Annotated in this window: 6 protein-coding genes and 1 CRISPR repeat array; of the genes, 4 read left to right on the top strand and 2 right to left on the bottom strand. The window is 69.2% G+C overall.

Annotation, left to right across the window (positions count from 1 at the left end; genetic code table 11):
* Window positions 1-131: 131 nt before the first annotated feature.
* Both H565_RS0112020 and H565_RS15330 read right to left on the bottom strand, forming a co-directional pair.
* Entirely contained in the window at window positions 132-1,427 is a 1,296-nt protein-coding gene (locus H565_RS0112020) for an ammonium transporter (RefSeq protein WP_027461249.1), read from the bottom strand.
* A complete protein-coding gene (locus tag H565_RS15330; protein WP_051363595.1) occupies window positions 1,424-1,813 on the bottom strand; it encodes a P-II family nitrogen regulator in 390 nt (129 codons plus the stop codon). The genes H565_RS0112020 and H565_RS15330 overlap by 4 nt, the downstream gene beginning before the upstream one ends.
* A gap of 415 nt (window positions 1,814-2,228) precedes the next feature.
* Here H565_RS15330 and H565_RS15325 point away from each other — a divergent pair, with 415 nt between their 5' ends.
* The 4 genes from H565_RS15325 to H565_RS16910 all read left to right on the top strand — a co-directional run bounded on the left by H565_RS15325 (window position 2,229) and on the right by H565_RS16910 (window position 12,736).
* On the top strand, window positions 2,229-6,992 hold the full coding sequence (locus H565_RS15325; RefSeq protein ID WP_084542980.1) for a glutamate synthase-related protein: 4,764 nt from the start codon (window positions 2,229-2,231) through the stop codon (window positions 6,990-6,992).
* Window positions 6,993-7,025: 33 nt separating this feature from the next.
* Window positions 7,026-8,474 (top strand): glutamate synthase subunit beta, encoded by a 1,449-nt coding sequence (locus tag H565_RS0112005; RefSeq protein WP_027461248.1) that lies wholly within the window; start codon window positions 7,026-7,028, stop codon window positions 8,472-8,474.
* A gap of 109 nt (window positions 8,475-8,583) precedes the next feature.
* Window positions 8,584-9,527: direct repeats of the CRISPR family, unit length 29 nt; unit sequence GTTTTCCCCACGGGTGTGGGGATGGTCCG.
* A gap of 144 nt (window positions 9,528-9,671) precedes the next feature.
* The gene (locus H565_RS16490) at window positions 9,672-10,907 is read left to right on the top strand and encodes a hypothetical protein (RefSeq protein WP_157469044.1); all 1,236 of its coding nucleotides are present in this window, start codon (window positions 9,672-9,674) and stop codon (window positions 10,905-10,907) included.
* 941 nt (window positions 10,908-11,848) lie between these two features.
* Entirely contained in the window at window positions 11,849-12,736 is an 888-nt protein-coding gene (locus H565_RS16910; protein WP_051363593.1) for an AAA family ATPase, read from the top strand.
* Window positions 12,737-12,738: the final 2 nt, after the last annotated feature.

Here is a 12,738-nt window from a genome sequence, read left to right as displayed (position 1 = left end):
CTCCTGGGGCGGGCGGGAAGAAGGCGGCGGAGCACGGGCTTCCTCTGAACGCCTGAAAATAAGCCAAAGTATCGGGCACCCCTGGGAGAATGGGTGCCCAGCGTATGAAGGAAACCTTTAGGTGTGGGGGGTCAGTCCCCCCCCACGAACACGGGTGCCCCCAGCGAGCCGTCGGCGTCGCGGTACCCCTGCTCCCGGTGGGCGCACAGGTCCATGCCCAGGACCTCTTGCCGGGGCGAGACCCGCAGCGGGGTGACGAGCGAGACCAGCCTCAGCAGCAGCAGGGTACCCAGCCCGGTCAAGGCGACCGTCGCCCCCACGCTCAGGAGTTGCACCAGCAGTTGCCGCCCGACCGCCTCGCCGCTGCCGGTGGTCCAGGCGAGCGCCCCGGTGAGCAGGGCACCCACGATTCCGGCGACCCCGTGGCAGGCGAACACGTCGAGGGCGTCATCGGCCCCCAGCCGGGCTTTGGCCCCGACGACCGCGAAGCTCGCGGCGGCTCCCAGCCCGCCGATGGTCAGCGCGGCCCAGGGGGTGACGAAGGCGCAGGCGGGCGTGATGGCGACCAGGCCCACGACCAGGCCCGTCGCGGCTCCCACAGCGGTGGGTTTTCCGGCGCGGCCCGACTCCAGGGCCAGCCACACCAGCAGGGCGGCGGCGGGGGCCACCAGGGTATTGAGCAGGGCCAGGCCCGCCGTCTCGTTGGCGGCCAGGGCCGACCCCGCGTTGAAGCCCATCCAGCCGAACCACAGCAGCCCCGCCCCCAGCAGCACGAAGGGGACATTGTGCGGCACGTGCGCTGCGTGGGGGTGCCCCAGGCGCGGCCCCAGCACCCGCGCCGCGACGAGCGCCGAGACCCCCGCCGCGATATGGATGACCGTGCCGCCCGCGAAGTCCAGCGCCCCCAGGCCGAACAGCCAGCCGTCCGCGCTCCAGACCCAGTGGGCGAGAGGCGCGTAAATCAGCAGGCTCCACAGCCCCCCGAAGAGGAGAAAGGCCCCGAAGCGCATCCGCTCGACGACGGCCCCGCTCACCAATGCCAGGGCGATGATGGCGAACATCCCCTGAAAGGCCGCGAACACGGTCGCCGGGATGGTGCCGCTGAGCTGTCCGCTCAGGCCCTCCAGCCCCAGGTTCCCCAGGCCGCCCACCAGGGCATTCCCCCCCTCCCCGAAGGCCAGGGTGTAGCCCGCCAGGGTCCACAGAACGCCCACCAGCCCCAGCGAGGCGATACTCATCATCATGGTGTTCAGGACGCTTTGGGCGCGGGTCAGCCCCCCGTAAAAAAAGGCCAGCCCCGGCGTCATCAGCAGCACCATCGCTGCCGCGACGAGCATCCAGGCGGTGTCGCCGCTGCTGAGGGCGGGGGCGGTGGCCCCGGCGCTGCCCCCGCAGGCGAGGAGGCCGAGAGCGAAGCGCCGCCTCATGGCCGCACCCCCAGGGAGGCGGGCACACGCTGGGTCTCGGTGACGGGCGTGAGGGCCGCCACGTCCTGCTCGCCGGTGCGGATGCGAATCACCCGTTCGAGGGGCTGCACGAAAATCTTGCCGTCCCCGACCTCACCCGTGCGGGCCGCCGCGCAAATCGCCTCAATCGCCACCTCCACGAACGGCTCGGACACCGCCATGCGGAACTCCACCTTGTCGCGGAACTCGACCATCACCCGCGTGCCCCGGTACTGCTCGACGACCGCCCGCTCGCCCCCGTGCCCAGACACCCGCGAGAGCGTCAGCCCGCTGATGCCCGCCGCAAAGAGGGCCTCCTTGACCTGCGCCACCCGCTCCGGGCGCACCACCGCTGTAATCAGCTTCATCCGGTTTTCCCTCCCCCGGCCCCAGGTCCAGAGCCGTGTGGCCCCATCTTGAGGCATCCACTGCCCTGGTGTGCAAAATGTCCAGACTTTTGGTGACAAAGAGCAGGAATGGTTCCAAGTCTTTACGGGAGTGTGGGCCTAACGTGCGAAATGCGCCTAGTTTTGGAGACACATTTTTGTCCGTCCTTCGCGCACCTGGCAGGCCCAGACAAGCGCTCCGCAACTCTATACAAGTCGCTGTATATACAGCGCCGAACGGGGGAGGCCATCACCGCTCTCCAGTCGCGGCCCGTTGTCTAGCCACGGCCCTGCGCCGCAGCACGCATGGACAAGCCCACTGCAAGGTTATGCAGGGACGGCTAGGCTGGGGGTCTAGCCTGGCGAAGCGGGCTGGAAGCATGAGAAGGAGGGCCAGATGGACCAGCACGCGCCGCACAGGGCGGGCCAGCGCCCACAGGAAGACGAACGCCGGGACCTCGCCGCGCGGGGGCTGTATGCCGCCGCCCACGAGCACGACGCCTGCGGGGTGGGCTTCGTGGCGCACCTGCGGGGGGAAGCGTCCCACGGCATCATTCGCCAGGCTCTACAGGTGCTCGAAAACCTCGACCACCGCGGGGCGGTCGGGGCCGACGAGCTGATGGGGGACGGGGCGGGGCTGCTGATGCAGATTCCGGACGCCCTCTACCGGGAGGAGATGGCGGCGCAGGGGGTCACCCTGCCACCCCCCGGCGGGTACGGGGTGGGGATGGTCTTTCTGCCCAAGGAACCCGCCTCCCGCCTCGCCTGCGAGCAGGAGCTGGAGCGGGCGGTGCGGGCCGAGGGGCAGGTCGTGCTGGGCTGGCGCGACGTGCCCGTGCGGGAGGACCTGCCGATGTCCCCGGCGGTGCGGGCGACCGAACCCGTCATTCGGCAGCTCTTTATCGGGCACGGGCCGGACGTGCTCGTGCCCGACGCGCTGGAGCGCAAGCTGTACGTGATTCGCAAGCGGGCGTCGCTCGCCATCTTGCGCCTGCGCCTCACCCACGGGCGCGAGTACTACGTGCCCTCGATGTCGTGCCGCACGGTGATTTACAAGGGCCTGCTGCTCGCGCACCAGGTGGGCGAGTACTACCGCGACCTCGCCGACGAGCGGGCCGTGTCCGCCCTCGCGCTGGTGCACCAGCGGTTTTCGACGAACACCTTTCCGGAGTGGTTCCTCGCCCATCCCTACCGGATGGTTGCCCACAACGGTGAAATCAACACCGTGCAGGGCAACTTCAACTGGATGCGGGCGCGCGAAGGAGCGATGCGCTCGCCCGTGCTCGGCGAGGACCTCGCCAAGCTCTACCCGGTCAGCCTGCGCGGGCAGTCGGACACCGCCACCTTTGACAACGCGCTGGAGCTGCTGGTGATGGCGGGGTATCCCCTCGCGCACGCGGTGGCGCTCCTCATCCCCGAAGCGTGGGAGGGCCAGCCGGACATGGACCCGGCGCGGCGGGCCTTTTACGAGTACCACGCGCCCATGCTTGAACCCTGGGACGGCCCCGCCGCGATGGTCTTTACCGACGGGCGCAGCATCGGGGCCACCCTCGACCGCAACGGGCTGCGGCCCGCCCGCTACCTCGTCACCGACGACGACCTGGTCGTGCTCGCCTCCGAGTCGGGGGTGCTCCCCATTCCGGAAGGCCGAGTGGTCTACAAGGGGCGGCTCCAGCCGGGGCGGATGTTCCTGCTCGACCCGGCGGCGGGCCGCATCCTGGACGACGCGGAAATCAAGGGCCAGCTCGCGGGGGCGCGGCCCTACGCGGAGTGGACCCGCAACGTGCGGGTGCGCCTCGCCGAACTGACGCCCGGTGACCCCCCGCCGCCGCCCGCCGCGCCGCTCACCGCGCGGCAGCGGGCCTTTGGCTACACCGCCGAGGACCTCAAGTTCGTGCTCACGCCGCTGGGGGCGGCGGGCGAGGAGGGCGTTGGCTCGATGGGCAACGACTCGCCCCTCGCGGTGCTCTCTGGGCGCGAAAAGCCCCTCAGCCACTACTTCCGCCAGCGCTTCGCCCAGGTCACCAACCCGCCCATCGACCCCATCCGCGAGGCGGTCGTGATGTCGCTGATGACCTACATCGGGCCGCGCCCCAACCTGCTCGACGTGAACGGGGTGAATCCCCCGCTGCGGCTGGAAGCGGCCACCCCCCTGCTGGACGGCACGGACATGGCGCGGCTGCGGGCCATCGCCGCGCAGACCGGAGAGCGCTTCCGACCCCAGGAGCTGAGTATCTGCTATCCCGCCGCCTGGGGCGCAGAGGGCATCGAGGCCAGCCTCGCCTCGCTGCGGGCGGCGGCGAGCGACGCCGTGCGGGGGGGCGCGAGCATCCTCATCCTGACCGACCGCGGGGTCGACGCCTCGCAGGTGGCCATCCCGGCCCCCCTCGCCCTTTCGGCGGTGCACCAGCACCTCATTCGGGAGGGGCTGCGCACCCAGACCGGGCTGGTCGCAGAGACGGGCGCGGCCCGCAGCGTCCACGACTTCGCGGTGCTGGCGGGCTACGGGGCCGAGGCGGTGCACCCTTACCTCGCGCTGGAGACGGTCGCCGCCCTTTTTCCGGAGGACCCCGCCGGGGCGCAGGCCCGGTATCTGAAGGGCGTGGGCAAGGGCCTGGCCAAAATCCTCTCCAAGATGGGCATCAGCACCTACCGCTCGTACTGCGGGGCGCAGATGTTTGAGGCGGTGGGCCTCAGCGAAGCGCTCGTGCAGGCCTACTTCCGGGGAACCCCCACCCAGGTGGGCGGACTGGGTGTTTTCGAGGTCGCCGAAGAAGCGCTGCGGCTGCACCGCGCCGCCTTTGCCGCCCCCCCGCCCGCGCGGGGGCTGGACGTGGGGGGCGAGTACGCCTGGCGGGCCGGAGGCGAGGAGCACGCCTGGACACCCGACGCGGTCGCCAAGCTGCAGCACGCGGTGCGCTCCGGACGAGCAGAGACCTACCGCGAGTACGCCGCCATCATCAATGACGCTTCCCGGCGGCTGATGACCCTGCGCGGGCTGCTGGAGCTGCGCACCCGCCCGGAGCGGGCCGTCCCGCTGGAGGAGGTTGAACCCGCCGCCGAGATTGTCAAGCGCTTTGCGACGGGCGCGATGAGCCTGGGCAGCATCTCCACCGAAGCGCACGTCACCCTCGCGGTCGCCATGAACCGCATCGGCGGCAAGTCCAACACCGGGGAGGGCGGCGAGGACCCCGCCCGCTACCGCCGGGGAGAAGGGGGCGAACGCCTCCCGGCGGGCACCCGCCTAAGCGAGGTGCTGGGGCCGGGGCGGGTGGTCCCCGCCGCTGACTACCCGCTGGAGGAGGGCGACTCGCTGCGCTCCCGGATTAAGCAGGTCGCGTCGGGGCGCTTCGGGGTGACGACCGGGTACCTCGTCTCTGCCGACCAGATTCAAATCAAGATGGCGCAGGGGGCCAAGCCGGGAGAAGGCGGGCAGCTTCCCGGTGGCAAGGTCACTGACTACATCGGCGAGCTGCGCCACTCGGTGCCGGGGGTGGGGCTGATTAGCCCGCCGCCCCACCACGACATCTACTCCATCGAGGACCTCGCCCAGCTCATTCACGACCTCAAAAACGTCAATCCAGCGGCGGACGTGTCCGTCAAGCTGGTGGCCGAGGTGGGGGTGGGCACCGTCGCGGCGGGGGTCGCCAAGGCGCGGGCCGACCACATCGTCATTGCCGGGCACGACGGCGGCACCGGGGCTTCGCCCTGGTCGTCCATCAAGCACGCGGGGTCTCCCTGGGAACTGGGCTTGGCCGAAACCCAGCAGACGCTGGTCCTCAACCGCCTGCGCGGGCGGGTGCGCCTCCAGGTCGATGGCCAAATCAAAACCGGGCGCGACGTGGTCATCGGGGCGCTACTGGGGGCCGACGAGTTCGGCTTTGCGACCGCCCCCCTCGTCGCCCAGGGCTGCATCATGATGCGCAAGTGTCACCTCAACACCTGCCCGGTGGGGGTCGCGACCCAGGACCCGGTGCTGCGGGCCAAGTTCGCCGGAAAGCCGGAGCACGTCATCAACTACCTCTTCTTTGTGGCCGAGGAGGTCCGCGAGCTGATGGCGGCGCTGGGGGTGCGGCGCTTTGAGGACCTGGTGGGGCGGGTAGACCTGCTGGACACGCGGGCCGCCGCCGGCCACTGGAAGGCGCGGGGGCTGGACCTCTCGCGGGTGCTGCACGCCCCCGCCGCGCCGCCCCAGGTGGCCCGCCGCCACACCGAAACTCAGGAGCACGGCCTGGCGCGGGCGCTCGACCGCTGGCTGCTGGAGCAGTGCCGCCCCGCCCTAGAACGCGGCGAGCGGGTCAAGGTGCTGGGCGACGTGCGCAATGTCCACCGCACCGTGGGGGCAATGTTGTCGGGCGAGCTGGTGCGCCGCTGGCCGGACGGCCTCCCCGACGGGACCATCTTCATTCAACTGGAGGGCACCGCCGGGCAGAGCTTCGGGGCCTTTCTCGCGCCGGGGGTGACCCTCTACCTCATCGGGGACGCCAACGACTACGTGGGCAAGGGGCTGTCGGGCGGGCGGGTCGTCGTGCGGCCCTCCATCGACTTCCGGGGCGACCCGGCCCGCAATGTGATTGCCGGCAATACCGTGCTGTACGGGGCGACCGCGGGCGAGGCCTTCTTGCGCGGGGTGGCGGGCGAGCGCTTCGCGGTGCGGCTCTCCGGGGCGACGGCGGTCGTAGAAGGCGTGGGCGACCACGGCTGCGAATACATGACGGGCGGCACGGTCGTGGTGCTGGGAAAGACCGGGCGCAACTTCGCCGCCGGGATGTCGGGCGGGGTGGCCTACGTCTACGACGAGGACGGCGGCTTTGCCGGGCGCTGCAATCCGGCGATGGTGTCGCTCGACCGGGTGCTCCCGCGAGAAGAGCAGGAAGCCATCACCAACCCCGCCTTCTGGCACCGGGGCGAGCCGGACGAGGTGCAACTGCGCCGCCTCCTCGAAGACCACCACCGCTGGACCGGGTCTACCCGTGCCCGCGACCTGCTTGCGGACTGGGACGCCGCCCGCGCCCGCTTCATCAAGGTCTTCCCGCGCGAGTACGAGCGAGCGCTGGGCGACCTCGCCCGCCGCGCTGGGGAAGAGGGGCCGGGCCACACCGGCTCGCTGGCGGGCGAGACACAAACCCCGGAGACGGGCAGCGGCGTGCTGACCCGCTAGGAGCCACCTTTTTCCACCTTCACCGAGGTCCCCATGGGCAAAGTCACCGGATTTCTGGAGCACCGCCGCATTCCCGATACTTACGAGCCGGTCGACGCCCGGCTGCGCCACCACCGCGAGTTCGTCCGCGAACTGCCCGTCGCGCAGGCGCGGGTGCAAGCGGCCCGCTGTATGGACTGCGGGATTCCCTTTTGCCAAAACGGGTGTCCGGTGAACAACCTGATTCCCGACTGGAACGACCTGGTGTACGGGGACGGTTGGCGAGCGGCGCTGGAGGCCCTGCACGCGACGAACAACTTCCCGGAGTTCACCGGGCGGGTGTGCCCGGCCCCCTGCGAGGCGGCCTGCACGCTCAACCTCGTCGACGAGGCGGTCGGCATCAAGTCTATCGAGCGGACCATCATCGACCGCGGCTGGCAGGAGGGCTGGGTCACCCCGCAGCCCCCCGCCGTGCGCACGGACCGCCGGGTGGCGGTGGTCGGGTCGGGGCCAGCGGGCCTGGCGGCGGCGCAGCAGCTCGCGCGGGCGGGGCACGCGGTCACCGTCTTCGAGAAGCACGAGCGGCCCGGCGGCCTGCTGCGCTACGGCATCCCCGACTTTAAGCTGGACAAGGCCCTCATCGACCGCCGCCTCGCGCAACTGGAGGCCGAGGGCGTCACCTTCCGCACCGGGGTCCTGGTGGGCGAGTGGGGAGCGGACCTGCCCGCGGTGCCCGGCGAGCCGCAGCGGGTGAGCGCCGGGGAGCTGCGGGCCGAGTACGACGCTGTGCTGCTCGCGGGAGGGGCCGAGCACCCCCGCGACCTGCCCGTGCCGGGGCGGGAGCTGGCCGGGGTCCATTTCGCAATGGAGTTCCTGACCGGGCAAAACCGGGTCAACGGCGGGCTATGGGACACCCCGCCCATTCATGCGGAGGGCAAACGGGTGGTCGTCATCGGCGGGGGCGACACGGGGTCGGACTGTATGGGCACCTCGCACCGCCAGGGGGCCGTCAGCGTCACCCAACTGGAGCTGCTGTCCATGCCCCCCGCCCAGGAAGACAAGCCGCTGACCTGGCCCTACTGGCCCCACCGCCTGCGGACCTCCTCCAGCCACGAGGAAGGCGGCGAACGCGAGTTCGCGGTGGCCACCAAAGCCTTCCTGGGCGAGGGGGGCCGGGTCACGGGCGTGCAGACCGTGCGCCTCGACTGGGAGGGCGGCCAGATGCGCGAAGTGCCCGGCAGCGAAGCCGTCATTCCCGCCGACCTCGTGCTGCTGGCAATGGGCTTTGTCAGCCCAGTCGGAAGCGTGCTGCAAGCCTTTGGCGTAGAGCGCGACGCCCGCGGCAACGCGAGCGCAGCCACCGCCGGAGAGCGCCGCTATGCGACCAATGTGCCCGGCGTCTTTGCCGCGGGCGACATGCGCCGGGGCCAATCCCTCGTCGTCTGGGCCATCCGCGAGGGCCGCGACGCCGCCCAGGCCGTCCACGAGTTCCTGATGGGCTAATCTGCGTGGGGAAGCACATTCCGGGCCGCATGAAAATGTAAGCTGATTCCAGCCGAGGGCTAGGGCCTTCGGCGGGGGCAAGCGGGGTTTGAGGCCGTGTTGCCAAAGTGTTTTCCCCACGGGTGTGGGGATGGTCCGACCCAGCCCGACACGCCCGCGACGGTGGCGGCGTTTTCCCCACGGGTGTGGGGATGGTCCGTCATGGTGGCGGATGCTCACGGACGGGTCATCGTTTTCCCCACGGGTGTGGGGATGGTCCGCGGGCGGAACTCTCGCCGCTGTCGGCGGTGTCGTTTTCCCCACGGGTGTGGGGATGGTCCGAATCCGGCGACGGCCTGAACGCTCCCGATTGAGTTTTCCCCACGGGTGTGGGGATGGTCCGGGGGCGCGTGTGGCGCATTCCCGCACCTGTCCGTTTTCCCCACGGGTGTGGGGATGGTCCGGCTCCTGGGCGCAGGGGGGGAAATGTGGAAGTGTTTTCCCCACGGGTGTGGGGATGGTCCGGACGCGCCCGGTCTCGCGTAGCTCGTTCTTGGGTTTTCCCCACGGGTGTGGGGATGGTCCGGCTTGTTTCTTGCGGGCTGCCGTAGCGGATGCGTTTTCCCCACGGGTGTGGGGATGGTCCGCTCGGCGGTTTGGATGTACCGCGCCAACGGTTGTTTTCCCCACGGGTGTGGGGATGGTCCGTCCTCTAGCACGCTTTCGGTCACGCTCACGGCGTTTTCCCCACGGGTGTGGGGATGGTCCGGCGGTGCTGGCTGCCGAAACCGCCGCCTACCGGTTTTCCCCACGGGTGTGGGGATGGTCCGTAATACGGCGCGAGTCCAGTTCGCCTGAGCCAGTTTTCCCCACGGGTGTGGGGATGGTCCGCCGCCCCCGGCCTGGAAGCCGCCACTGTCGACGTTTTCCCCACGGGTGTGGGGATGGTCCGCCGTGCCTACTCATGCCCTCGCCGTACCGGGGGTTTTCCCCACGGGTGTGGGGATGGTCCGAACAACGATCACGCGCACATCATGGCCTACAAGTTTTCCCCACGGGTGTGGGGATGGTCGCTGAACTGCGGTTACATCTGGATGGGCCATCCGCTAAGCTGACAGGCGGTTGTCCTCTCTTACGTCCCCACCCACTCTGCTCGCATTTACGGCGGAACACACTCGCCTGGTCCTGCCCTCACCCGGAGCGGGGGCAACCCTTCTCGTGAATGGGCATCCTGTTTCCCAGGCTGCCCTCACGCCCACCACGCCCTTCATCACCGCTCAAGCCGTGGACTGCACCACGGTCGACGTTCACGATTGGGTGGGACGCCTGCACTTTACGAGCACGGACGGTCGGGTAGACGCGACGACCTACGTATTTCCCGCCAAGCTCGCGCCCGCGCCTTGGGAAGCGTTTATGGCGCTCAGCCGGATAGTGGACAGCCTTCCCAACCTCACGGCTTCTCTAGGGTATCCCACCCACCTGGTTCCCAAAACGGAAGGATTGAGCGTGCAGCCCCTCACGCTCGCAGATGTTGAGGGTATTGCTCTGGGTGCCTGGCGGTTGACAGAAGTTTGGCGGCGACTTCCACGCTGGTCGGCTGGGACGCGGCGGCGGGTCACGCGGGGTGGAAGTGTTCCGGACCGAGTGGATTGGCAACTCACCCTGGACCACTGGGGGCGCGGGGGGTTTCCTGACCACATGGCCCGCTACCTTCCATATCCCGCGCAACCTGCGGGCCTCTCGGCCCTCCGGGACCTCTGGCAAGCGCTGGCTATCACAGCCGCAGCGCTCGCGGGGGGCGAGCACTTGCGGGCGCGGGTGCAGGGAGTCCTCAACAGCCTACCGGAGGCAGGGACGACTGAGAAGTCTGGCCAGGATGTGATTTCCCGTGAGGCCCAGAGGCTTCGCGAACGGCTGAGCAACCTGCGCCGCCAGGCCCGCGACCTGCCGTCGGGCCATGTCCGTATGCCGGACCTCTACGAACTCTGGGTACAGGCCAGCCTGCTCCATGCCCTTGATGCTACAGACGGGACCTTCGTCCAAGACGCCCAAGGGTTATATACCGGGACCTTCCGGGGGCCGGGCGTGACAGTCACCCTCAATCCACGCCTGGGCTTCCGGGGCGTTGGCCAAGGCTACCAACAGATGATGCCTGACCTGCTGGCGGTGTTCGACAACGGCGCTGCTTTGGTGGCCGATGTGAAATACCGTGCCCTCGATCGGCTCTCCACCGAGCAGATTCGCGAGGTCAATCGGCAGTTGCTGGGGTACATGGGGCTGACCCATGCGGCGGCAGGCCTGGTGCTATGGCCAGCGGCCAACGGCGAGGTCGTTCGGGAAACTCCGCTTCCTGGGGGACGCGCCAGACTGTTACGACTGCGCTGCCATCCCCTTGACCCGCCAAACGCATTGCTGCAACGGCTGCGCGCCCTCAACCTTCCTGGAGTCCAGTGATGTTTTCCATCCATGTTTTCGCCCAGTACAAGCTGTCGCATGAAGCTCTCGCTGCCCTCACACCTGACCAGCAGGCCGACGTAGACCGCGCACGCCTGGGCAGCCGTTGGAGCCGTGACGCTAGCGGCAACTTGCTCTCTCCGCTCTTGCCCCTCCCTCTGCCCCGGCCAGAGCAACCTCGGCTTACCCATGATTTGGCCTTTGAGTGGCCCGACTCCGCCACCCGCGCCCTGGCCCTAAGCGCCGCGCAGCCACAACTCCTTGTCTGCGAGGTGTTGGGAATCGCGGACCGGAACGACCTGGCGGTCTACTTGCAAGGGGTCGTGAGCGATGAAGACGGCGAACCCTTGGTGATGTACAGCGCGGTCCCCCAGGCCATCACGGCAGAGGCAAAAAGACAGATGCAGACCGTGATTGGCCGCACGGGAGCGTCCGTCACCGCCTACCGTGCAGTGAGCGTGGGTGAAACTGTGCGGACCCTGGAACTTCAGACGACAGTTCGTAAGCGGGACCGCCGCCTGCAAAAGGTGAAGGCTGCGGACGTTTACGACTTCCAGCTCGAACGCCCAGGCACAGATGGGCGCGTCCTTGTAAGTCGGCGCGCGACCCTGCGCGAGACGGGAAGCTCCGCGCCACCCCAGCCCGTGTTGGCAGGAAGTGCCATGCGGCGCTTGATGCTCCATGCCCTCAGTGGAATTTCCGCCGCACCCTACGCCGTCCTTGATGGACAGACCCCCCCCGCCCCAGCCACATTCGCGTCCTCTTTGCTCCGGTCGTTGACGGAAGCCCCGCCGCCACCCCCAGCGCCCCGTCCCAAACCCGCTCCCGTGCCACCGCCGCCCGCGCCGGAGGACGCGGCTCCTGCTCCTGCTGTCCCAGCCCCGCCACCCCCTCCACCACTTTCTCCAGCTCCCGACCCCTGGCTCACCCTGACAGAGCGCATGGCGGTGGACCCTCAGGTCGTTGAGGTGGCCCGCAAGACCCTGGAGCGCTCCCGACCTCTCCTGCTCAGAGGTGCACCGGGGGTGGGCAAAACGCTGCTCGCCACCTTGCTTGCCGAAGCGCTGTGCGGCGAGGGGAACTACACCCTCGTCACTGCCGATGCCCGCTGGACGAGCAGTGAGGTGGTGGGGGGGCTGCGCGTTGCGCCGGGTGACACCTTGCGTTACGCCTTTATGCCGGGGGTGGTGACCCGCGCGGCGCAGCGACACCTCCAGAGCCTCCAGAGCACGGGACGCCCGCACGCCCTGATTATCGATGAATTCAACCGTGCCCACCAGGACGAGGCTTTCGGACGGCTTCTGACCCTGCTTGACCCCCGGTACCGCTCGCAGCTCCCGTTGGTCGGCCCCGATGACGGAGCCGCTGAGGAGGTCTTTCTTCCCCCGGATTTCCTGCTCATCGGCACCCTCAACGACGCGGACACTGCGCGGCTGCACGACTTGAGTGCCGCCCTCCAGCGGCGCTTCACGAGTGTTCAGGTCAGTGTTCCGGTGTCCGAACGAGCGTACCTCCAGCGGAAGTATTCGGGCATTCCGCAGAAGACGTTTGACGCCCTCTACGGCGTGGTGGGAACCGGGGGGCTACAGGACCGCCCGCAGGGACGGTTGCGCGGTGCCGTGATGGTGGGCACCCACTTTATGAGCGAAGTCCTGGAATACGTGCAGACTGGCATGACGCTCGATGCGGCCCTCTCCACCTTGATAAGGGGCTATCTCGCCCATTTGACCCAAGCTGACCTGGAGCAGCTTGCGGCGCATGCGGGGCAGCACGGACTGCGGGAGCTGCAGCTCCAGGTGGAGCAAGCCAGGACTACCGTTGCCTTCTGAGC

The organism is Deinococcus murrayi DSM 11303 (assembly GCF_000482805.1).
GTDB lineage: Bacteria > Deinococcota > Deinococci > Deinococcales > Deinococcaceae > Deinococcus > Deinococcus murrayi.
This window is presented reverse-complemented; position numbering and strand designations above follow the sequence as displayed.